This window comes from Nostoc parmelioides FACHB-3921 (assembly GCF_014696625.1).
GTDB classification, from domain to species: Bacteria; Cyanobacteriota; Cyanobacteriia; order Cyanobacteriales; family Nostocaceae; genus Trichormus; species Trichormus parmelioides.
The window spans coordinates 178,820-200,092 of record NZ_JACJQL010000005.1; the positions used below are offsets into that span (position 1 = coordinate 178,820).

Sequence of the window (21,273 nt, forward strand, 5' to 3'; positions counted from 1 at the left end):
TGTCATGGAACGTCTCATTAAAAGCGGTGCTGGCTGGCGTATTGGCTGGAACCCCAACGCAAGTGAATATCAAGGTTTAGTCGGTACTGACGATTGGGCAATTGAGTTAACCGAAGCTGAGTTAGATGATTTTTGTCGCCTCTTAGCCATGCTAGTCAACACCATAAAGCAACTCAGCGCCGAGTTAATGGATGAGGAAAAGATTGCTTGTGAAGCCGAGAGCGATTTATTATGGATGGAGGTAGAGGGTTATCCTCATGAATACAGTCTGCGCTTTATCCTCAACACAGGACGTTGTGCAGAAGGTAAATGGAACGCCTCTGCTGTGCCTAGTCTGTTGCAAGCTGCGGCAATGCTCAAAGTTTTTTGAACTTACCCCTTGATTTCACAAAGCGTTTGCGATAATATAGTAATTCTGACCGGGGCGTAGCGCAGCTTGGTAGCGCGCCACTTTGGGGTAGTGGAGGTCGTGGGTTCGAATCCCGCCGCTCCGATTGATAAGGCCTTAATTATAAGGTGTATGTAATATTGAACCCAAACCCTAACCACTTTTGGTTAGGGTTTTGTTTTGTTTGTCAATTTAAATTATGGCAACTTATAGCTAGCAACGCGCACAATTAGTTTTCCTTGACGAGGGTTTTGGCTAAAGATAAATGTTCCCTCTTCCTTTTCACCGTCGGATAAAAAGTCAATTTGTTGTTCTCCTGTTTCCACAACCTCACCAGCAACTTGTAACTCAGCAAGAATTTGTACTGATTCAGCAGTTTCGCCACCAGTATTTACTATCTCGAATGGAACGTAAAATTGTCCGTTAACCTCCCGCATTACTTGTTTTTTAGTAACAGATAAAACGGGGGGTTTATTTTCCTCGTGTAGCCAAAGATAAGCTACTAAGCTCATAATAATTCCGAGGATAAACAAAGCAATACCGAATGTTACCCACTCAGCCAGAGAACGTTCTGGTTTTGGTTCTGCTTCCATCATATTGCTAACCTACCAGCCGCACCACCAATTGTTGCAGGTAAACCTAAAACTAAAGTATGTTCTAGCCACATTCTCCAAGGGTCTGCGAATGTTACTTTTTGGAAGAACAACAACATTAATGCACTTGCTAACAAAGATACTAAATAAGAAATAGTTGTTTCACTTAATGGACGTTGAAAAATCCCCTTTTGCTGTCTACGTTTTTTCTGGTCGGAGAAACCAGCTTGGAAGACAATAGCATAGGAAATAACTAAGGATGCAGTGATTAATACAAATAGCCACGGCGGTGAAATAGCGGCTGCTAACATAGGAACTTCATCCGTAGGCGCGATATTAAAAGCAATGACAATTGCACCGATGAGAGTCGCACCTAAATCCGCCAAAGTTCCATACAAACCATTTTGTTTATGCTTACTAAGTCCGTTTTCTTGATGATTACTGGATGGTGAATTATTCTGATTACTATCTCCAAGAAACTGGTTAGCTAATGCTACACCCAAAGTAAATGGTACACCCTCAAAAACAATTTTTCCTAAAGATTCTTTTAATGAAGTTTCTGGCGTAACTTCTTGCAATAACCACAACATAAAAGCCGAACAAACAAACCCAATCGCCATTGCTTCTACAGTATCTATGATGGCTTCATCAACTCGCCAGTTATTTTTGCGTTTGCGAAAACCTTCAGTATAATTGAGGAGGAAAACTACGATAAACATTAAGGCGATCGCTATCACAATTAATCTTGGTTTTGCTAGCGAACCAATCCACCAGACTTCCATCGTATATATTAGGGGTATACCAAAAAGAAAACCGCCACAAATACCCCGTAAAATATCATTTATCTCGCGTTTCCACCCATTTTTCTGATATCTTTTAGCCACTCCTAATATTTACCTATTGAAGTTTGATATTTTCAGTGTTGTAGAATATCTCATGGTATTTTCTATTTAATCATCTATCCCAGGTATATAGAAAAAAGCAAATATTATCTTTCCTATGATAGACAAATAAAAAGCTTTTTACTGGTAGCTTACTTTATGTTGGTATTTTCAATAGTTTAAGGAAGATATGAGTACTGAAAAAAGAATTGAAGCAACTGCTAAAAATATCGAAGGTAAATTACAAGAAGTAATTGGCGAAGTTACCGGAAATCCATCCGACAAGGCAGAGGGTAAAGCTAAACAAGCTGAATCTCAGGTAATTCATACTACAGAAAATATCAAGGATGAATTAAAGAAAGCCATTGACTAAAAAACTTGTAATGGATATTACATTCATTTTAATTACTGTAGTTACGGCTTAAATTTTCTAGATTAATATTTTGTTTTTTTACTCCACTACTTGTAAAAGAGTGGAGTATTTTTGTTGTAAATTTTTCATGTAAAAAAGGTTAGTTTTGAATAAATTCGCTCTAACCATGCTTTCTATTATTCGACTAATAACTTCTGGAACTTCCAGTGATTAAATTCCACAGAAAAATGGCAACTATAGCGCCAATGATCGCCACAATTATTCCAGAAATACTAAGGCTAGCTGCGGTAAATTGTAGTGTTCCCGTATCTATCAAGGTAACAATTGTACCACCGATTAAAGCGCCAATAATACCTAAGATCATAGTTCCCAAAATACCACCACCTTGACGACCAGGGTAAATAGCTTTGGCTATGGCTCCAGCGATGAGACCAAGAATAATCCAGGCAATAATGTTCATAATTTTATTGTGTAAAAGACTTACCAGTAATTTATTAATTACCAATAATTTTTCCTTCTACCATAAGAGATAAGTATAGTATCTAAATTTATAGATTTGCTACATTCATAGCTCAAAATATTAGTTTATTTTACGATAATACTGGTAGCGATCGCCTCACATCAACTGTGTAGTTATCGTCTATCAAAGAGCATCATTACTTAATATTTTTAATAAAATTTAATGAAATATCAAAGCAGATTTACCTCACCTTGGACTTACATTCCTATTTTATATTTCGCTTCTGGTGTCCCTTACGTTATTATCAACACTGTTTCTGTAATTTTCTACAAAAAGCTAGGAATAGCTAATACACAAATTGCCCTCTGGACAAGTTTTCTCTATCTACCTTGGGTAATTAAAATGTTTTGGGGGCCGATTGTCGATGTTTACTCAACCAAACGCCAGTGGATACTTTATACTCAATTTGCTATGTGTGCTTGTTTAGCTGTAGTAGCATTTTGTTTACAATTACCAAATTTCTTTTTCATCTCCCTAACTGCATTGACTATAGGTGCATTTATTTCCGCAACCTATGACATTGCGACAGATGGCTTTTATCTACTGGCTTTAAATCCCAAACAACAAGCTTTTTTCGTAGGTGTTCGCTCATTATTTTATAGACTAGCTGTCATTTTCGGCTCTGGATTTTTAGTAGTTTTAGCTGGACAACTAGAAGTCCACCTCAATAACATTCCTCTGAGTTGGACTTTAGCTATTGGCTTTGCTACTCTAATTTTAGCGGTGATTGTTGTAGGCGATCGCCTAATTTTACCATTTCCAGAATCAGATAACCCAAGAGAACTACAAGCTAGTAGTAAAATTCCCTTTTTTAAAATAATTACCTCATATTTCCAGCAGCCAAAAATTCTCGCCATCTTAGCTTTTATTCTACTTTACAGATTTGGCGAAGCGATGCTGCTAAAAATTGCTTCCTTATTTTTATTAGATAAACCAGAATTAGGTGGTTTAGGCTTAACTACATCGGATGTTGGCTTAGTTTATGGCACATTTGGCGTTATTTCTCTGATTTGTGGCGGTATTTTGGGAGGACTAGCAATAGCTAAATATGGACTGAAGAAATGTCTCTTACCAATGGCTTTAGCTTTGAACCTACCTGATATATTCTACGTTTATATGGCTTATAATCAACCTCCGCTAACATTAGTATATCCCCTAGTTTCCTTAGAACAGTTTGGGTATGGTTTTGGGTTTACAGCTTTTAGTGTGTACTTGATGTACATCTCCCAAGGAGAATATAAAACATCCCATTTTGCCATATCTACGGGTATCATGGCTTTAGGAATGATGCTACCAGGAATAATTAGCGGTTATCTACAAAATTTACTTGGTTATCCATTATTTTTCATCCTAGTTTGTGTTCTGACTATCCCTGGAATGATTTCTCTATTTTTTATTCCTTTACCAGTAGAAACCAATCACCAAACTAGTTAATATGAGCTATGTTTTAGGAATAGATGGCGGCGGTAGTAAAACTGTGTGTATTTTAATGGACGAGACACATCAAGTTCTTGGTCGCGGTCAAGCTGGTGCAGCTAATTATCAAAGTATAGGCATCGAAGCAGCATTTACATCTATTCAATCCGCCATTTATGAGGCATCAAAATTAATCAAAGCAATCGAAATTAATGCTATATGTTTGGGATTAGCTGGTGTAGGTCGTCCAGAAGATATAGAAGTAGTTCAACGTCTAATAGAACAATTAATCAATAGCAGAAATTTACCTATTAACTGGAATTTGCAAGCATCTAATATTGTTATTTGTAACGATGCTTTGATTGCTTTAGTCGGCGGAATTGGTCATCCTGTGGGAATTGTCGCCGCAGTTGGTACTGGTTCCATAGTTTTTGGTCGCAATCATCAAGGAAAAACCAAGCGAGTTGGTGGCTGGGGATATATTTTAGGTGATGAAGGAAGCGCCTATAAAATTGCTGTGGCTGGTTTACAAGCAGCATTAAAATCTTATGATGGGCGTGAAAAATCTACCAGTCTCATAGAAGCTTTTAAACAGCATCTGAATTTAGAAAATATAGAAGACTTAATCGAGGTTATCTATCGTCGGGGATGGGGAGTAAAACAAATAGCAGCTTTAGCACCAGTTGTTGATTTAGCCGCCGCCTCTGGTGATGAAGTAGCCAATAATATAATTGATGATGCTGTCGGAGAATTAGTCAAAGCTACAGCTACAGTTATTGAGGCAATTTTTAGTCCTAACTCAGTTTTGGAAATAGTGACAACGGGAAGTGTATGGCGGGGTAGATGTAAGATACAGCAGAGATTTACAGCAGCTATAGTCAATATATTTCCCCAGGTGAAGGTCATTTTCCCCCGCTATGAACCTGCTTATGGTGCTGGTTTATTGGCTTTGCAACGTTTAGCAGGTAAAGAGGAAATTTAGGCGATCGCAGTTTTCATAAAATCCGCAATAATTAAAGGGATAGATGACATTCGTTTACTGCGAAGTATCTATCCCTAAATAGCTGCCCAGATGACGAACCTGGAACCCTATAATCTGGTATCTAATAAACCAAGTATCAGTCGAGATATGTCTATTGTCACTGGGATAGATACGGATTTAGACGACATTTATGAACAAATCATACTGAATATTTGATGAGGGAATGATGGTGTGATTGATTCACGCAGAGACGGGGAGAGAAGGGAGAGGTTTTCTCTTATCTCCCCATCGCCAGCAATGCTGAACCATAGGCGGCTTCTGTATTAAGTGAAGAAATGACGGGGACTTTTAAGTTTCTTTGCCGAATTGCAGTCCAGGTGGGGTTTTTTGCGCCACCACCGGCTGTATAGACTTGATTTAAGCTATCTGCACCCAATTTTTGTAATAGTTCATATCCTTGGGTTTCTATGCGGGCGATACTTTCTAATAAGCCATGTAAAAATTCGGCTGGATTGTTTGGGCGTGGTGTGAGGCGTGGGGGTAAATTGGGATCATTGATGGGGAAGCGTTCCCCTACTTTCAATAAGGGATAATAATCTAATTCACTGGCTTTTGTGGCATCAATTTCACGACTCAAGTTTTCTAACTCAGCATCAGTGAAAAATTCGCGTAATACTGCACCCCCCGTATTCGACGCACCACCAGTTAGCCACAAATCACCAAGGCGATGGCTATAAATTCCATATCGTGCATCTTCTACACGGGTACGACTCAAAAGTTTGAGTACTAATGTCGAACCAAGGGAAGTCACCGCTTCCCCTGGTGATTTTGCACCACTCGCCAGAAATGCTGCAATACTATCTGTTGTCCCCGCACATACAAAGCAGTCTGGAGGTAATAAAAACTGTTGGGAAATTTCGGGACGCACTTCACCAACGACAGTTCCAGGCGGTAAAACTTTGGGTAACTGAATCGGTATTTGCAAATTTTCTAACCATTCGGGATATTGCAACTTTTCTACGTCATAACCTAGCTTTAAAGCATTGTGGTAGTCGCTGATTCCCAATTGTCCATGTAGGAGAAACCCTAACCAGTCGGCTTGGTGGAGAAAATATCGCGCTTCGCCAAAAGAGGGTAACTGCATCATCCAGCGCAATTTAGCCAAGCTGGAGGTAGCACTTAAAACAGTATGATTTGCTGGCGCGATATCTCTCAACTCATTTAGTACTATTGATCCCCGCCCATCGTTGTAGAGTAAAGGGGTATCTACAGGGTTGCCATTTGCATCACATAATAAAACTGTAGAGGAAGTACCGTTAATTGCGATCGCTTTTATTTCTCGCCGCAACTGTTCGGGAATTTGTCCCAGCAGCGTCAACAAAGCCTTTTGCCAGCTAGACACTAAGGAATCAACCTCTAGCCAAGGATAACGCACCTGCACCTGGATATGGGCTGATTCATCAATTACCACAGCCCTAGCACCAGAAGTACCAAAGTCTATCCCCAAATAAAAATCCATATTTTTATAAATTTTTTTAATGAAAGATTACTAAGACTACTGACTAACAAGTGCTTTTGTTGCATCTTGTAACAAGATATTCCATATTTCCAGCAAAACAAGGAAAAGTAGTAAACGAACTACTATGTCAACATCCATTTAAGGTTAGGAGGTTTCCCACCATGCCTACTCTGTACCTTGCTCAAGTGTCTTCCATTTCGGATACCCAAGTGTACATCGCTCTAGCTGTAGCACTGATTCCAGGTCTTCTAGCTTGGCGTTTAGCAACAGAACTTTACAAGTAATAAAGCCTGTCATCAAGTTTGCTTAGGTGCTTGTCATGAAAATTTGTCATGATGAGTCATCAAACAAGCTTGATGTAAACTCAAGCTTCTTATTACTGAACACAACAATCCAGATACTTCGGATTGTTGTGTTTTATTTGTCAATAGTTTTCAGCGCAAATTGCACCCGCGAGAACTATAAACTTGTTTTTTATACTTGTGTTCTAAATATATATACTTATAAGACAAAAATAAATATCGAATAGCATCTTCATCAATGAATCCAAATAAACGTATATTTTTGAAGAGTGGTGGTAATTTCTAGAAAAGTAACATCTGACTTGAAAGGGATTTAGGGTGTAAGGGTATAGGAAAAAGACATCTTGCATATTCGACTTTGATACTTGCTTCATCAAGACTGCCATGAGAATAAAATTGACAGAAGCAAGTTTTGATTGATACCTTAGAATGATTTACTTTCCCTGAGGAATCAAAACATACAAAACCATAAATAATACAGTAACTTGTGCTTTACAAGTGAGATACACATTGCAATTGACATTAACTCTTAAAAGAATAATAATCCTGCCATACGCTGGTGACTGAATTCCAGAAAGTCGTGGCGACTCGTTACCTACGTATGCCTCGTGTACTTTTGACAAATGGCATACGTGTAGCAATTTGGAAAAAATGAAGTAATATGTCAGCTAATCTCAGCCGTTATCTATGCCAGTAGGCTCTTGACGGTTCAGCTATTCAATCAGGCAATTTTCTCTAGAGCATCATGAACGCTTTTCAACCTTCCCAATTTCCGCAACAACCTACACCTCAACATCGGCCTGTACCTCGCCCAAAACGGCATCTACGCCAACGCTCTTATCGAGTAATGGCTATAGAAGCCACAGTTAAAATAGGGGCTAATATAGCAATTTCAGCCGCAGCCGCAGCCGCTTTGATGCAGCTTGTGCCTCATCACTCGTCACAACAAACGAAGTTGCGCGAAGTACGTGTTGAGGTCAAGCAGATGGAAAAACGCGTTAGCGATTTACAAGCTCAATTAAGCCGTAATCTTGATGCGAGTCAAGCTAATAGTATTAGACAACAGCAAGGGTTCCGATTTGCTCCTAATCAAATCCCCATTGTATTGACGAATGAAGAGCAAGTAGATACCGAAGCCTCAGAATCTTTGCCCTAAGGAAAGTCTTGCCTTAGGGTTGGGATAATATAAATTATTTTTATAGATGTAGTGGCTTATAAATACAGGGTTGTATTACAGATTAGGTAAGAAACAGGGGGAAGAATTAATGTACAGACGTTGTATACAACGTCTCTATCTGACTAATTACGCCGAAGGCAGCAATTCATTTAACCAATTTTCCATCTGTAACCGTAAACGGTAGCCAGGAACATCTCTGCGACCACCCAACGAAGGTAATTGAGTTTCGGCACGACGATAGTCAGCGATCGCACAATTCCAATCACCCCAAAGATGGTAAGTTCTGCCACGTTCCGCCCAGATATGCCCCTCTAGCTGACCAAAAACCAGGGCAATATCAAAATTCTCAATTGCTTGGTCATATTCGCCCAAATCGCGCAGAGTAATGCCACGATTAATCCAGGCTCGCACATGACGAGGATTTAAATCAATAGCGCGATCGTAATCAGCCAAGGCGGCTGCTAGTTGTCCACAAGCTGCGTAATAATTGGCTCGATTGTTGTAAGCGCTGGCTAAATCAGGATTCAACTGTAATGCAGTGTTGTAATCTTGTAGTGCCTTTTGGGTATGTCCACTTTGAAAATAGATTAACCCCCGGTTGTTGTAATCAACCGCGTTGTCAGGATGACGGTTAATTAATTGGTTAAGCAGTGCGATCGCTTCGCTATAATTTCCCTGTTGAGCTGATCTCAACGCACAAGAGCGTAAGTAGCCATTACCGAAACCCGACTCATCACCCCTAACCCCATTTTCTTGAGAGTCAAGTTTAGTCTTAGCAATAAATTGGTAACAGTTATTCTGCTGATCACCAGAGGCTAAAAATGAGTGACTGTTCATGTTTTCCTACCTTCGCTGCTTAGTCTGAGAAATTAAATTAGAGTTGTTGCGGTAGCTTGCTCAGAAATTTTCTTGCAGACAAGCACACCTGATACAGACTATTTACGCTCCAATCTAGTAATACATACGTCATCCTCAGGGTAAATTCCTGAAACAAGAAATATTAATCTCTAAGACTATTCAAGTAGTAAGACTGACAAATTCGGTAAAATGCCAGGGAAGAGACAGAAGGGCAATCAATTCAAAATACCCTACGGGAAGGCAAGCCTACAAAATTCAAAATTAAGAGATAAGAGCTTCCTACTCAGCACGGACTAAATGCCCTTCCCTTAAAGCGCGGCTATGGCCACAGGGCTTTACAGCACTCAACACTTAAAACTCCCCAATCCCTATGACAACTACAATTTCAGAGCAAAACACAGCCGATCTCAATGCTGATGATTATATTGTCATCGGTCTAGCTACCTGCTTCATTAAAGAAGATGGTGAAGTTCATCAAGTCGATGTGATTGAACCAATTCCCTCAGCGTCTCTAGAAGCAATTATGAAGGGTATTCCCACCTCATATAAATTTGCCTGTGCAACCACCTTGGGTTCAGTTTTGCATGGAGATGAGCCAATCTTACCCGCAGGCTTTCCCGATTCGGCTCAGTTCGCCGATGAGTTTGCGTCACGAGTCTTTGCAGCCACTCGTACATACAAGCGTCGAGATAGTGCAAAAACTCTGATTCCTCTGGGTACAACCTATACAGATTTTAAATATTCCCTTGACCGCAAGCGGGTATTAAATGCTAGTAGAGTAGTGACAAAAGACGATAACGTCAAACAGCATTCCCATACTCACAAAGTACTTTAACTCAGGTAGCTATGTTGAAACTTTATGGAGGGGCTTTTAGCCGCGCTTCCATCGTGAAGTGGTATTTAGAAGAGCTAGAAGTTCCCTATGAGTTTGTTTTGTTAGATATGCAGGCGGGGGAACATCGCCAGCCGGAATACCTGAAAATAAACCCCATTGGCAAAGTACCCGCGATTGTAGACGGGGATCTTCAGCTTTGGGAATCAGGAGCGATTTTACTTTATCTTAGGGATAAGTATGGTAAGGCTCCCCTGTCAGCAGAGGAGCGAGGGATACTTGCCCAATGGGTAGTATTTGCTAACGCCACCCTTGGGCCTGGTATTTTTGTCGAAGCAAATCGAGACAAAGAAATGCCCCGTTTGCTGACCCCTCTCAATGAAATTTTTGAGCGTCAACCCTTTTTGCTGGGTAATGAATTCAGCGTTGCTGATGTTGCTGTTGGGTCTATCTTGGCTTACATTCCCATCATGCTGAAACTAGATTTGGGCGATTATCCAGCCGTAGTGAACTATATCAAACAAATCACTGAACGACCAGCATTTCAAAAAAGCATTGGCGGAAGATCATAAATTCAGTCAACAGTCAACAGTCAACTGTTAACTGTTAATAAATTGTCAAACAAAAAAGCGGGGATATGATAGCTCACCCGCTTTTTTATGTCTTGAAATTACCTTTTAACGATAATTAGTGAACTGTAAAGCCACTGGATAGTCTTCTTGTTTCAAGCGTTGGATGACGGTTTGTAAATCATCTTTTGCTTTGGCAGACACGCGCACAGCATCACCTTGAATTGAAGCTTGAACTTTTTTGAATTCATCCCGAATCAATTTAGAAATTTGCTTGGCGATGTCTTGACTGATACCTTTTTTGAGAGTGATTTCTTGACGGACGCGATTACCACTGGCTGATTCTACTTTGCCAAAGTCAAAGATTTTTTGTGAGAGATTACGCTTGGCAGCTTTTTCCCGAAGAATGTTATGAACAGCCTCTAGGGTAAACTCGCTATCCGTACCAATTGTGATTTTTTCTTCACCCAACTCGACAGTTGTCTGAGTATCTTTGAGGTCGTAACGACTTTTCAGGTCTCTGATGACTTGATCAACAGCGTTAACTAGTTCTTGCCGATCAAAATCGCTCACAATGTCAAAGGAATAAGTAGAAGCCATAAAGAATGTCTAACTTGCGATTTTGGATTTTAGATTAAGCATAGAACATGGATTGAAAAGAATCCTAGTCCCCGCTTCCTAATCAACCTTTAGCTTGAATGATGCTCAGGACAAAGAGAGTACCGGAGCCAAGGGAGCCAATAGCGTACATGAGCGATCGCAAAAGCGGTATATTCAAAATATAGAAGATAGAGTATAGCAGACGCGCCACCAGAAAGGCGATCGCAGCCCATGCGGCTGTCGGAGAATTCACACCAGTGACATAAGCCATTAGTGCGGCTGCGGCAAATATCATAAACGCCTCAAATGAATTTTGGTGCGCCCATGTAGCTCGCTGTCCGTAAGGTGGTAACTTATCAAACATCGCCCGTGGAGCAGAAACATCATACCCCACACGCGCGCGAGCATAACCCACCACCAAAAATGGCAGATAAATTAAAACCGCAGCTGCGGCAATAGAATATAAGAAAATAATCATGTTTTATGGTTAATTAGTCATTAGTCATCAGTCTATAGTCTAGATGTTTGACTATTGACTGTTGACTAATCAAAGTAGAAAAGTGTTACTACCTTTCTCTGTTCTTCCGCATCTCCACAAGTTTGTAGCAGAGTGCGGCTGTCATGAAACGCGAAGCAGATGAGCTGCTGACATCGGGAAACAATTTCTTTGTTGCACAAGTAACTAGCTTCAGCAAGAGACAAGTTATCATTACTAGGATTTTCTACTAGGTGCATCACTTGTTCTAGTTGCTGGCGAGATTCGTGAGGCTGACGTTCCAAGCTTTGGGGTAGAATTACCGTCAGCAAATTGGGGTCAGCACGCATTGCGCCTTTAATGGCAGCCGAGTTAGTACCTGTAGCACCAGAAGTAATGACTCGATTCCCTGACAAAACCAGGGCATAAGTCATCATTTCAATGAGATTTTGATGCGTAATCGGCACATGACGGGAACCCAGCAAGGCAATTCGTTTAGAACCTGTTTGCTGGATTGTCGCCAGTTCTTGCGCTAACGTATCGAGGTTAATGAGGTCTGTTGACTGGCTCAAAGACGGAGATATTCAGATTAAACGACCAAGCTATTCTACCAAAGAGCGTGTAAGTAGGAAGCGAATTTGAATCATATTAGAACTAAAATTTTTTAATTTATTGAAAGGGTCTTTGCTAATGGGAATATGATCTATTAACAAATTCCTCATCCCCAACTTTAGTGACCGCACTCAACAGTCAACACAAATGACAAAGGACTTTAACTTATGCCTCCAGTTATTTCTGGAAGATTTACTGCTGAGATCAACGAACCATTTGTGGTGTTTCTCATCGGTATGCGAATTAATAAATTCTTCGCTGTCTCCAAATGGCTCCCGACAGTGAGAGCGATGTCACCTATGTTACAGACCCTTTACCAATATCCGGAAAAGGGGTTTTTGGGGGGTGAAAGTTTTGCTTACTGGCGAGGGGTAGGATTTATTCAATACTGGCGATCATTTGAGGATTTAGAGAACTTTGCCAGAAATCCGAGTGAGCCACATTTAAAAGCTTGGCAAAGGTTTAATCGTTCTGTTGGTAGCGATGGCAGTGTGGGGATTTGGCATGAAACTTACCTAGTTGAACCAGGAAAATATGAGGCAATTTACAGCAATATGCCTGTGTTTGGATTAGCTGCTGCTACTAAGTATGTTCCCGCAATGGGACGGAAAGAAACAGCACGTCGTCGTCTTGGTGGCGACAACGATCCAGCTGTTCCCTCTGTTGATTAGTAGTTAGTTAGGGTGTAGGGAGTAGGGAATGGGGAAAAATATCACTACTAACTAATGACTAATTACAGGTGTTAAACCGAGTTTAGATAATAGGCGATCGCTATCGAAATTTTCAGCCATTAACTGACGAATACACTGTACTTTAATCGGCTCATGGACACGCACTTGGCCGAAGGTGCGGTCAACAATCTCTACAGTTGTGAGGGTATCTAAGTCAACAGACAAGATAGGAATTTCTAACTCTTCAGCACGGCTGAGGATAAATTGTGGAGGGGGCAATTGTCCGGTAAGGATGAGACATTGAGTAGAGGTTTCTAAGGCTGCTTGCTGAATTTCCACGCGATCGCCGCCTGTCACCACTGCCATATTCCGGCGCTTACGGAAATACTTCACCGCCGCATTTACATTCATCGCCCCAATTGCTAAACTCTCGACCATCAAATCTAGGCGATCGCTACGACAGAGAACTTCGGCGTTGAGTTGTTTAACTAATTCGCCCACGCTGACACTGCGGAGTAAATCATTTTTGGGCAGCATCGCCATTACGGCAATACCGTGCTGTTCTAGATAAGGGCGGACAAAATTCTCAACGGTTTCTAACTGAGCAGGCGGGATATCATTGATCACAACACCAATCAAGCGATCGCCTACACGTTGTTTAGCCGATAATAGCGATTCCACAGAAATTAGCGAACTGTAACGACTCACCAACATTACAGAAGCATCCAAAACGTCTGCTACTTGCAGTAAAGACAAATCAAACAGAAAACCTTCTGCTAAATCCCCAGGGCCTTCTAGCACAACTAAATCCCCACGAGGAACTTGTAAATACTGCTCCACCAAAGTCTGACGATAATCAGTTGTGTCTTCACCAAATAGACGTTTCTGCATACTGGCTTCATCTAAAGCCAATATTGTGGGAGCAATACGATTTGCCGATAAATTGAGACTATGGGTAATAAACTGGACATCTTCTTCAACTAAAGTACCTTCAGATGTACTCAAACTATTGCCTAATGGTTTGCCGTAAGCAATATCTAATCCTTTTTGCTGTAACTGATGAGACAATCCCAGAACTGTTGCGGATTTACCGCTATAAGTCTCAGTCGAGCCAATCAGCAAATATTTAGCAGATTTTGGCACACACGCACTCCTAATTTCAAAAGGCAGTAAAACCCAGCCAGGTGTTTACTAATTTTAGTTGGTTCCGGCAGAAACCTCAGACGTTATCACAAGGTAATTTCTTGAAATGTACTTTTTTTTGGTATTTAAATGAATATAAATACTAAATAATTTTACTGTGCTACGCGTGTCAGTTGTCGTAGTTGTGGTGAACACTTGTGTGTGAGCGATTAGTCAAATCCTGAGTAGAGCGATTATTTTTGCTCTGGGCTAATGTCCTGTCCACTTGTACCCCGACAAAAACATCCATCTATATAAACCACATATCAAATCAAGAGTTTCCTTACGGGTGAAGAGTTTTTATGTTAAATATAAAAAAATTAATCTTGTTTAAATAACACAATTATCATTGTTTAAATAAACCCAAAAATTAGCAAATTTTAATAAATTCCAGAGTATAAGAGCATAGCCTCCAGAATATATTTCCGTCTCTAAACTCCTACACTCATACACGCAAACAGACTTTCATTCATCTATACGCAGGAGTTTGCGGTAAAAAGATTGTGAGAAATCTGTAAGCTTATAACGTCTATAATTTTCCATTAATTCGATGAGAAAATTCATAAATTCAAAACTTGCCATCATCACTTCGTAATTTAATTCAGCGTTGCCATCAAACTGTATCCGGCAACGTGTCAAATCTGAAGGTAGAGTAGCAACATTCCAAGAAGCGACAAAAGGAACATTGTCACCTGCTTCTATTTTGCGTTGACCTTCCACAATGCCTTTTTGATAAAGACTGATAGCAAGGGGCAAAGAATTACGTTTAGTACCCTGAATATAAGGCAAGTAGACACTCGCTTGTTGCTGGCTGGCAGGTTGGAGTTGCTCAATAGACATTTTTGGACATTCCTCAAGTTAATTGACAACTGGGGATATTGGTGGATATGAATAGTATTCCCAAAAATTTTCAGTTGTACACATGAGGGGGTTGGGGACTGGGGATTGGGGACTTTTTACCGACCGGTGAGTTATGACTCTCAGACTCAGGAGAGAATCATTATTTCACTAACCCGTACACCCCTAAACCCCTACACCCTTACACCCTTACACCCTTATACTTACTTACTTCAGCGTTTCTAAATCTAAATTTGAGGCGATTTGCACCAGTGTATCGAAATCAGAGAAGTTATCTACATAAGGTAGACAGCCTAAGACTGGAATATTCGTGAGGGATTGGATTAAACCTTTTGGTGTTAAGTCGGCGATTTCTTCATCAGATAGAGGTTGTGTACAATTCAATACAATCCCTTTGAGATCCACCCGCGCTTGTCTCGCCAATGCTACATTTGCTACAGCGTGTCCCAGGGAACCTAATTTTACTGGTACTACTAACACTGTAGGTAAGCGCCATTCCCCGGCTAAATCTGCCACAGTTAACTCGTCGGTGACTGGTGAACCCAATCCACCTAAAGCTTCAATTAACAACACATCAAGACGCGATCGCAACTGGGTTAAAGTCTGCCAAACTATAGCTAAATCTACAGAACGATTTTCCTTGGCGGCGGCGATGGGAGGAGCCAGAGGTGCACTAAAGTGCAGGGGTGTAATTTCGGCGATTGTTTGCTCTAGTGTAAACAGATTTTGATACCATTCGCGATCGCCAATTCCCGATTGAATTGGTTTCATAATTCCCCAACTGCCTTGGGGATAATATTTCTGACAGTAAGCTGCCAAAACTGTAGTCAAAGCAGTTTTGCCAGCCTCTGTATCAGTTCCAGTAATTAGTAGTGACTTCAACAATCTGGTTTAATAATCTGAATGAAGACGGGTATGTGATGAAGTAAATCGCATTACTTCAGAGTTTTGATCGCTAATAACTCACAAATATTGTAATACACTGTTGGCGCTGGGATTCAGGCATTGCTTGGATCGGGTATAGGGATGTTTACCACATATACTCCTGTAACGCTTGTATCAAACCCTGATTTTTTGTGTGCATGAGTAAGTTCTGTTAGGGTAAACTTTGTGGTTCAGGAACAGATGTTGGGGTTTCTGTAGGCGTGGGGTTTGGTGTTGGGGTTTCCGTCGGTGTGGGGGTTGGTGTTGGGGTTTCCGTCGGCGTGGGGGTTGGTGTTGGGGTTTCCGTCGGTGTTGGTGTGAGAGTTGGTATTGGGGTTTCCGTCGGTGTGGGGGTTAGTGTTGGGGTCGCAGGAATAGCTTTTTCTATGGCTACATTCAAACTGTAGTCACTTGCAGCCACCCCTGAAGCCAAAGTTAACTGAATAGTATATCTTCCAGTATTCGGTAATGTACCTACGTAGTTGGTCACTTGCTGGGCGCTACTATCAATGGGCTGTTGATTCCTACCCACAATAGTTAACGACACACCTTCACTTTGGTCAACAAAGGTAGTTAACTTGTCTCCTGCTTCCCCAAAAAAACTGTATTGAATAATCTGATTGGCTTGGATAGTATCTGCAACCGTAGCTGTATTAGAGTTTCCCAAATTGAGACGCTTGTTTAAAACTATTGGTTCTGGAGTTTCGGTTGAGAAAGTAGTACCACCTGTAACTACTGGTGAGGGGAAGGTTTGGGGTGGTGGTGTTTCACCAGACTGTGATGATGAGTGAGTGCGGATAGAACTTACTAGCGCCCAAGAACCGACACCAGCCAAAATGACTACAGCCGTACCTATCGCCCCCAAAGCCAAAGGGTTATCTAAAACTGAACTACTACGACTGGGGGGAATTACAGGTTCAGATTTGTTGGGTGCAGGTGGTGGTGGCGGTGCAAAGTCAGGACGACGACCGACCGCAATTGTTTGCACACGGGAAACATTAGGAAGAGAAACACCAGCATTGGGTTGGTCTATGACTTGTAATGCTTGGGATACTTCTGCCGCAGTTTGGAAGCGATCGCCTGGTGCATGACTCAACATCCGATTTATAATCTGGGCTAAGACTGGATGTACTCTCACCCATCTTTGCCAAGTCCAACTCAGTTGGTTCTCATCAAATAATTCTGATGCTTCCTTCCCCGTCAATAACACTATCGCGGTGACTGCTAGAGCATACAAATCACTGCTAGGATAAGCTCGCCCTGTTTGCATTTGCTCGCTAGGGGAGTAGCCCAATTTTCCCACCGAGGTAACTGGTGTTGTCATCTCTGGAGACTGCAAACGTGTCGCTAGTTCTTTGACTACCCCAAAGTCAATTAACACAGGCTTAGAATCGCTATCCCGCAAAATAATATTATCCGGAGAAATATCTCGGTGAATAATGCCGCGCCCGTGGATATGTTCTAGGACTGGTAACAACGAGCGAATTAACTGTAATACTTCTAACTCAGTGAAGGCTTTGCCGGTAGCTTGCCGTTCCGTCAATATATCCCAATAAGTCTTGCCAGCTACATAGTCTTGTACCAAAAATAAGCGCTGGTCTTGCTCAAATTTTTCGCGGAATTTTGGCACTTGGGGATTTTCTATCTGATATAAGATAGCGGCTTCTCTGTGAAAAAGCTCTTGAGCCTTTTCCCACGCAACAGTCCCCGTCGCGGTAGGAATCAGTTCCTTAATCGCACACAGTTCGTTAAAGCGTCTTTGGTCTTCCGCTAGATAGGTTCTACCAAATCCTCCTTGTCCGAGAATTTGCACAATGCGGTAACGATTTTGCAGGACAGTGCCAATTAAAATTGGTGGTTGCATGATCAATCAGTAGAGTGTAATAGCAACTCAGGAGGAAGTAAGTCACCCACCAAGATAAATCAAAGTGGCGACAGACAGTTACCTGCGGCGATATTCTACCCTACACAGCAGGTAAACTGACAACTAATGTGTTGTATGCCTATTGTGCAACGCTCGGCAACCTTTAGATCTACCATCAACAATGTTGCCTCAAATGAAAGGCGATCGTCCACTTTTTTAAGACTTACGCATCCAGGTTGTCTGTTGAGACCGGGTGTAAGGGTGTAAAGATATAGGGGGGTAAGGTAAACATCTAAATAATTAAATCAAGATACCTCATAAATACTGTTCTTCTCATCACCCCTACACCCCTATACCCCCATACCTCTACACCCAGTCATAGCAAGAGTTTCATGTTTTCTTAGCGCCATTCCATTTATACCCCTACACCGCTATACCCTTGTCCAAACCCTTGATGTTTTGTTTTCATGGGTAAGTCCTATCTTTTAAACAACTTTACCCATAAGGCATAACCAGCTTTCTTATTCCCGTAGCCAATAACCTCCTCAACCAAGGATTTCACCTTTTCTTGATTACAATTCAGGTGGGAATTTTTTGTCAGTTTCGATCAAAAATCTGAGGTAACCATCGAAAACAGGAGCTTGTGGAAATTAACTACAATTTTATCCACAGAAATTTCTCAATTCATAGAAATACGGTATTGATGGTTTTAATTGTCGTGGTAGAATTTATTTTACTTTCATGCCGATGCCTGCCATTCAGTTTCATAAAACAGTTCAATAGACTCAAAAAAATCTTTTTGAGGGCAGGCAACAATCATTCCCACGCATTTCGTATATTTAAATAAGCTTGTGAAAAATAGCAGAAAAATTTTGTAGTTATACTCATACTCGCTTCGCTCTCAAATAGGCAATTGCCTGCGGTGGAAGAAATGCCATCATCTTTTGTGGCAAGTTCCTCAGGAAAGGCAAAGCAGAGCATTGTGGCATCTTTACTCTGTAAACTTCAGAGTAATTTACTGCTTGTTGGGGAACTTTCCCTGAATGAGTAGTTGTCCTCAAAAATAAACTATATTTCTGGAGAATATCAGCTTTCAGTCTGTAACCTAAGAACTCATCAACTATAATCTGAGTGGATGATAGTTAAGATGTATTTATAAACTGAAGAAAATTGTTGATGACCAGTCAAAAATTTAGTTTGTCAGTTTATATTATAATTTTGAGACTAATATCGTAGAATATTGAATGAACCTTTATAATTGGTTAAGGTTTTTGTTTGTTAATGATTCTATTTCTTAATTGCTATGAGGACAAAACCAACTAACTAATTTAATGGTTAATCCTCCTTTAGCAATATATAGAAGAAGTCTCTCAGTCTACTTAGACTCGGAAAATCTGGTTTTGCTGATAATGAACGAGAATTAAACTAGTTTCTGCTAGTCCGTCGGTTGGTCGGCACGGTGCTTTGTTTATCAAAAGGAACGAAAAGTGAGCAGATGATGATTATATTGAGAAATATTTAAAGTATTTATGAAAGCTTTAAAAAAACACACAGATGTTTTTTTTACTCTCTTTCAGTTAAATCCACCAAATATCTAATGCTAAGATTGCCATGAATGCACATCGAGGATCTGCTGTGCTCAGTTCTGCAACTTTTAAAATGCAGCCAACTGCAACAGGACTGACTGAAAATCATCGCCTGCGGCTGTTTTCTGGCTCTTCTAACGTACAACTTTCTCAAGAAGTCGCTCGTTACCTGGGTATGGACTTAGGCCCCATGATTCGCAAGAGATTTGCGGATGGTGAACTGTATGTTCAAATTCAGGAATCGATTCGGGGTTGCGATGTCTACCTCATCCAACCATGTTGTCAACCAGTTAACGATCACTTAATGGAATTACTAATTATGGTTGATGCCTGTCGGCGTGCTTCTGCGCGACAGGTGACAGCAGTAATTCCTTACTATGGTTACGCTCGTGCTGACCGTAAAACCGCAGGGAGAGAATCAATCACTGCCAAGTTGGTTGCTAACCTGATTACTCAAGCCGGCGCTAATCGCGTTTTGGCAATGGATTTACACGCTGCTCAAATTCAAGGATACTTCGATATTCCGTTTGATCATGTGTACGGTTCACCAGTCTTGCTGGATTATCTAACAAGCAAACAACTGCATGATATTGTAGTCGTTTCTCCTGACGTTGGTGGTGTAGCCAGAGCCAGAGCATTTGCGAAAAAGCTCAATGATGCCCCACTGGCGATTATTGACAAACGCCGTCAGGCTCATAACGTCGCCGAAGTTTTAAATGTGATTGGTGATGTCAAAGGCAAAACCGCAGTTTTGGTTGATGACATGATCGATACTGGTGGTACGATTGCCGCCGGCGCTAAATTATTACGTGAAGAAGGGGCGCGTCAGGTATACGCTTGTGCAACCCACGCAGTCTTCTCTCCTCCTGCTGTTGAACGATTGTCCAGTGGCTTGTTTGAGGAAGTAATTGTCACCAATACAATACCGATACCAGAAAGCGATCGCTTTCCCCAACTAGTAGTGTTATCAGTCGCTAACTTGTTAGGGGAAACCATCTGGCGGATTCATGAAGATACTTCTATAAGTAGTATGTTCCGCTAGCTCAAAAGAGACTGTCTTTCCTTTTACAGTCGAACATAAAAAATATATGAAGTATGAAGTAGGGAATTTTTCAGCCTTCATGCTTCAGGTTTTTTCTGAGATGCTAAATCCTCAATTTGGGTAACTACCCGTGCTAATTCTGCAAAAATTGCCCTAGTTTCAGTCTTTTGATAAGCACCAACAAGCGATCGGTAATACCAAAGAGTACCAGTTTTACCACCTTGGAAGCGTTCCCAAAGGGATTCTCCCACAAGGCGATAATCTTGGAGAATTGACCGAGCATTGTGAAGTTTATCAGCAGCTGATACCAGCAGCACTGATGGAGAAGCGGTAGAAATATGAGCAATATAAGCCTCCTTGCGTTGTTTCCAAGGGGGCTTTGGCATTGTATCAGCGTCTGTACAACCATCAACAATTGCCGTGACAGTTTCACCAAAGCGGCGACGAATTTCTTCTCGCGTCTCTGCACCACCTTGGTCTTCCACCGCATCGTGTAAAAGTGCTGCTATGGCTTCATCTTCATTGGCTCCATATTCCAAAGCAATACTAGCAACTCCCAACAAATGAGCCACGTAAGGGATACCCGAACCTTTACGGACTTGGTGAGCGTGGAGTTGAGTAGCGTAAGTCAAAGCTTGGGTAAAGCGTTCTGAAAGCATAAGCAAGAGAGGGTGGTGTTTAGAACTAGAAAAATATTGGCAGAAAAGTTAAAAGTGTTAAGTGTTGACCCTGATGTTATTTAGTTTTGGTTAAGTATGATCGTAGTGCGGTAAATATCTTCGATTTTGTTAGTGGTCAGTAGCCAGTAGTCAGAAGTAAAACAATTAACACCTGACACGCACAGCGCCATAAAAAACAACTGAAATTAACAGACGCGATTAATTGCGTCTCTAACAACTGACAACTGACACAGGCAAAACGGTAAAGATAGAGCTTGCTAGATATCAGTATAGAGAGGCTAGATTTTTAAGATTTTATGTGACAACCGGATCTTTTTACTCCTAAAATCGAAGACAAGGTAAAGTTCAGTAGAACAACAGCCTAAATTT

23 protein-coding genes and 1 tRNA gene are annotated in these 21,273 nt (G+C 41.1%); 11 read left to right on the top strand and 13 right to left on the bottom strand.

Going from position 1 to position 21,273, the window contains the following annotated elements:
- Window positions 1-4: 4 nt before the first annotated feature.
- Window positions 5-370 carry a DUF1818 family protein gene (locus H6G14_RS06000; protein WP_190566197.1) on the top strand — a complete coding sequence of 122 codons (366 nt, stop codon included), beginning with the start codon at window positions 5-7 and terminating at the stop codon, window positions 368-370.
- 50 nt (window positions 371-420) lie between these two features.
- Window positions 421-494 (top strand) — tRNA-Pro (locus H6G14_RS06005).
- A gap of 91 nt (window positions 495-585) precedes the next feature.
- Here H6G14_RS06005 and H6G14_RS06010 read toward each other — a convergent pair.
- Together H6G14_RS06010 and H6G14_RS06015 are read right to left on the bottom strand one after the other, a co-directional pair.
- Window positions 586-984 carry a TIGR02588 family protein gene (locus tag H6G14_RS06010; RefSeq protein ID WP_190566198.1) on the bottom strand — a complete coding sequence of 133 codons (399 nt, stop codon included), beginning with the start codon at window positions 982-984 and terminating at the stop codon, window positions 586-588.
- Window positions 981-1,865, bottom strand: coding sequence for a TIGR02587 family membrane protein (locus tag H6G14_RS06015; protein WP_190566199.1), 885 nt, complete (start codon window positions 1,863-1,865; stop codon window positions 981-983). The genes H6G14_RS06010 and H6G14_RS06015 overlap by 4 nt, the downstream gene beginning before the upstream one ends.
- A 187-nt stretch (window positions 1,866-2,052) precedes the next feature.
- On the opposite strand from H6G14_RS06015, the gene H6G14_RS06020 reads away from it, so the two are divergent.
- Window positions 2,053-2,235, top strand: coding sequence for a CsbD family protein (locus H6G14_RS06020; protein WP_010998784.1), 183 nt, complete (start codon window positions 2,053-2,055; stop codon window positions 2,233-2,235).
- A gap of 184 nt (window positions 2,236-2,419) precedes the next feature.
- Here H6G14_RS06020 and H6G14_RS06025 read toward each other — a convergent pair whose 3' ends face one another.
- Window positions 2,420-2,695 (bottom strand): GlsB/YeaQ/YmgE family stress response membrane protein, encoded by a 276-nt coding sequence (locus H6G14_RS06025; RefSeq protein WP_190566200.1) that lies wholly within the window; start codon window positions 2,693-2,695, stop codon window positions 2,420-2,422.
- 222 nt (window positions 2,696-2,917) lie between these two features.
- On the opposite strand from H6G14_RS06025, the gene H6G14_RS06030 reads away from it, so the two are divergent.
- Together H6G14_RS06030 and H6G14_RS06035 are read left to right on the top strand one after the other, a co-directional pair.
- Entirely contained in the window at window positions 2,918-4,189 is a 1,272-nt protein-coding gene (locus tag H6G14_RS06030) for an MFS transporter (protein ID WP_190566201.1), read from the top strand.
- A gap of 1 nt (window position 4,190) precedes the next feature.
- A complete protein-coding gene (locus H6G14_RS06035) occupies window positions 4,191-5,153 on the top strand; it encodes an N-acetylglucosamine kinase (RefSeq protein ID WP_190566202.1) in 963 nt (320 codons plus the stop codon).
- A gap of 277 nt (window positions 5,154-5,430) precedes the next feature.
- Here H6G14_RS06035 and H6G14_RS06040 read toward each other — a convergent pair whose 3' ends face one another.
- Window positions 5,431-6,672 (bottom strand): FGGY-family carbohydrate kinase, encoded by a 1,242-nt coding sequence (locus H6G14_RS06040; protein WP_190566203.1) that lies wholly within the window; start codon window positions 6,670-6,672, stop codon window positions 5,431-5,433.
- Window positions 6,673-6,833: 161 nt separating this feature from the next.
- On the opposite strand from H6G14_RS06040, the gene psaM reads away from it, so the two are divergent.
- The gene (gene psaM / locus H6G14_RS06045) at window positions 6,834-6,956 is read left to right on the top strand and encodes a photosystem I reaction center subunit XII (protein ID WP_011318799.1); all 123 of its coding nucleotides are present in this window, start codon (window positions 6,834-6,836) and stop codon (window positions 6,954-6,956) included.
- A 763-nt stretch (window positions 6,957-7,719) separates the two neighbouring features.
- Window positions 7,720-8,130 (top strand): slr1601 family putative cell division protein, encoded by a 411-nt coding sequence (locus tag H6G14_RS06050; RefSeq protein WP_190566204.1) that lies wholly within the window; start codon window positions 7,720-7,722, stop codon window positions 8,128-8,130.
- A 147-nt stretch (window positions 8,131-8,277) separates the two neighbouring features.
- On the opposite strand, the gene H6G14_RS06055 is transcribed toward H6G14_RS06050, so the two are convergent.
- Window positions 8,278-8,988: a tetratricopeptide repeat protein gene (locus H6G14_RS06055; RefSeq protein ID WP_190566205.1), complete on the bottom strand. Its 711-nt coding sequence runs from the start codon at window positions 8,986-8,988 to the stop codon at window positions 8,278-8,280.
- Between the two features lie 391 nt (window positions 8,989-9,379).
- Between H6G14_RS06055 and H6G14_RS06060 the strand changes: the two genes are divergently transcribed.
- Window positions 9,380-9,844 (top strand): hypothetical protein, encoded by a 465-nt coding sequence (locus H6G14_RS06060; protein ID WP_190566206.1) that lies wholly within the window; start codon window positions 9,380-9,382, stop codon window positions 9,842-9,844.
- An 11-nt stretch (window positions 9,845-9,855) separates the two neighbouring features.
- On the top strand, window positions 9,856-10,413 hold the full coding sequence (locus H6G14_RS06065; RefSeq protein ID WP_190566207.1) for a glutathione S-transferase family protein: 558 nt from the start codon (window positions 9,856-9,858) through the stop codon (window positions 10,411-10,413).
- 105 nt (window positions 10,414-10,518) lie between these two features.
- Here the strand turns inward: H6G14_RS06065 and H6G14_RS06070 are convergent, their stop codons facing one another.
- From H6G14_RS06070 to H6G14_RS06080, 3 genes are all read right to left on the bottom strand, one after another.
- Window positions 10,519-11,010 carry a YajQ family cyclic di-GMP-binding protein gene (locus H6G14_RS06070; RefSeq protein ID WP_190566208.1) on the bottom strand — a complete coding sequence of 164 codons (492 nt, stop codon included), beginning with the start codon at window positions 11,008-11,010 and terminating at the stop codon, window positions 10,519-10,521.
- A gap of 82 nt (window positions 11,011-11,092) precedes the next feature.
- On the bottom strand, window positions 11,093-11,488 hold the full coding sequence (locus tag H6G14_RS06075) for an MAPEG family protein (RefSeq protein ID WP_190566209.1): 396 nt from the start codon (window positions 11,486-11,488) through the stop codon (window positions 11,093-11,095).
- Between the two features lie 65 nt (window positions 11,489-11,553).
- Window positions 11,554-12,057 (bottom strand): DNA recombination-mediator protein A, encoded by a 504-nt coding sequence (locus H6G14_RS06080; protein WP_190566210.1) that lies wholly within the window; start codon window positions 12,055-12,057, stop codon window positions 11,554-11,556.
- Between the two features lie 207 nt (window positions 12,058-12,264).
- Here H6G14_RS06080 and H6G14_RS06085 point away from each other — a divergent pair, with 207 nt between their 5' ends.
- Window positions 12,265-12,768 (top strand): DUF4188 domain-containing protein, encoded by a 504-nt coding sequence (locus H6G14_RS06085; protein WP_190566211.1) that lies wholly within the window; start codon window positions 12,265-12,267, stop codon window positions 12,766-12,768.
- 51 nt (window positions 12,769-12,819) lie between these two features.
- Here the strand turns inward: H6G14_RS06085 and H6G14_RS06090 are convergent, their stop codons facing one another.
- The 4 genes from H6G14_RS06090 to H6G14_RS06105 form a co-directional block, all read right to left on the bottom strand.
- Window positions 12,820-13,911, bottom strand: a complete 1,092-nt coding sequence (locus H6G14_RS06090) for a DRTGG domain-containing protein (protein ID WP_190566212.1) — start codon at window positions 13,909-13,911, stop codon at window positions 12,820-12,822.
- Window positions 13,912-14,415: 504 nt separating this feature from the next.
- Window positions 14,416-14,790 (bottom strand): type IV pilus biogenesis protein EbsA, encoded by a 375-nt coding sequence (ebsA, locus tag H6G14_RS06095; protein WP_190566213.1) that lies wholly within the window; start codon window positions 14,788-14,790, stop codon window positions 14,416-14,418.
- A gap of 225 nt (window positions 14,791-15,015) precedes the next feature.
- A complete protein-coding gene (gene bioD / locus H6G14_RS06100) occupies window positions 15,016-15,693 on the bottom strand; it encodes a dethiobiotin synthase (RefSeq protein ID WP_190566214.1) in 678 nt (225 codons plus the stop codon).
- A gap of 211 nt (window positions 15,694-15,904) precedes the next feature.
- Entirely contained in the window at window positions 15,905-17,596 is a 1,692-nt protein-coding gene (locus tag H6G14_RS06105; protein WP_190566215.1) for a serine/threonine-protein kinase, read from the bottom strand.
- A 1,611-nt stretch (window positions 17,597-19,207) separates the two neighbouring features.
- Between H6G14_RS06105 and H6G14_RS06110 the strand changes: the two genes are divergently transcribed.
- On the top strand, window positions 19,208-20,224 hold the full coding sequence (locus H6G14_RS06110) for a ribose-phosphate pyrophosphokinase (RefSeq protein WP_190566216.1): 1,017 nt from the start codon (window positions 19,208-19,210) through the stop codon (window positions 20,222-20,224).
- A 77-nt stretch (window positions 20,225-20,301) separates the two neighbouring features.
- On the opposite strand, the gene H6G14_RS06115 is transcribed toward H6G14_RS06110, so the two are convergent.
- Window positions 20,302-20,883 (bottom strand): HD domain-containing protein, encoded by a 582-nt coding sequence (locus tag H6G14_RS06115; RefSeq protein WP_190566217.1) that lies wholly within the window; start codon window positions 20,881-20,883, stop codon window positions 20,302-20,304.
- Window positions 20,884-21,273 lie beyond the last annotated feature (390 nt).

Coding starts and splice junctions, on each gene's coding strand:
- H6G14_RS06000 (WP_190566197.1), top strand. CDS start 5: ATGGAACGTCTCATTAAAAGCGGTGCTGGCTGGCGTATTGGCTGGAAC.
- H6G14_RS06010 (WP_190566198.1), bottom strand. CDS start 984: ATGATGGAAGCAGAACCAAAACCAGAACGTTCTCTGGCTGAGTGGGTA.
- H6G14_RS06020 (WP_010998784.1), top strand. CDS start 2,053: ATGAGTACTGAAAAAAGAATTGAAGCAACTGCTAAAAATATCGAAGGT.
- H6G14_RS06025 (WP_190566200.1), bottom strand. CDS start 2,695: ATGAACATTATTGCCTGGATTATTCTTGGTCTCATCGCTGGAGCCATA.
- H6G14_RS06030 (WP_190566201.1), top strand. CDS start 2,918: ATGAAATATCAAAGCAGATTTACCTCACCTTGGACTTACATTCCTATT.
- H6G14_RS06035 (WP_190566202.1), top strand. CDS start 4,191: ATGAGCTATGTTTTAGGAATAGATGGCGGCGGTAGTAAAACTGTGTGT.
- H6G14_RS06040 (WP_190566203.1), bottom strand. CDS start 6,672: ATGGATTTTTATTTGGGGATAGACTTTGGTACTTCTGGTGCTAGGGCT.
- psaM (WP_011318799.1), top strand. CDS start 6,834: ATGCCTACTCTGTACCTTGCTCAAGTGTCTTCCATTTCGGATACCCAA.
- H6G14_RS06050 (WP_190566204.1), top strand. CDS start 7,720: ATGAACGCTTTTCAACCTTCCCAATTTCCGCAACAACCTACACCTCAA.
- H6G14_RS06055 (WP_190566205.1), bottom strand. CDS start 8,988: ATGAACAGTCACTCATTTTTAGCCTCTGGTGATCAGCAGAATAACTGT.
- H6G14_RS06060 (WP_190566206.1), top strand. CDS start 9,380: ATGACAACTACAATTTCAGAGCAAAACACAGCCGATCTCAATGCTGAT.
- H6G14_RS06065 (WP_190566207.1), top strand. CDS start 9,856: ATGTTGAAACTTTATGGAGGGGCTTTTAGCCGCGCTTCCATCGTGAAG.
- H6G14_RS06070 (WP_190566208.1), bottom strand. CDS start 11,010: ATGGCTTCTACTTATTCCTTTGACATTGTGAGCGATTTTGATCGGCAA.
- H6G14_RS06075 (WP_190566209.1), bottom strand. CDS start 11,488: ATGATTATTTTCTTATATTCTATTGCCGCAGCTGCGGTTTTAATTTAT.
- H6G14_RS06085 (WP_190566211.1), top strand. CDS start 12,265: ATGCCTCCAGTTATTTCTGGAAGATTTACTGCTGAGATCAACGAACCA.
- ebsA (WP_190566213.1), bottom strand. CDS start 14,790: ATGTCTATTGAGCAACTCCAACCTGCCAGCCAGCAACAAGCGAGTGTC.
- H6G14_RS06105 (WP_190566215.1), bottom strand. CDS start 17,596: ATGCAACCACCAATTTTAATTGGCACTGTCCTGCAAAATCGTTACCGC.
- H6G14_RS06110 (WP_190566216.1), top strand. CDS start 19,208: ATGAATGCACATCGAGGATCTGCTGTGCTCAGTTCTGCAACTTTTAAA.
- H6G14_RS06115 (WP_190566217.1), bottom strand. CDS start 20,883: ATGCTTTCAGAACGCTTTACCCAAGCTTTGACTTACGCTACTCAACTC.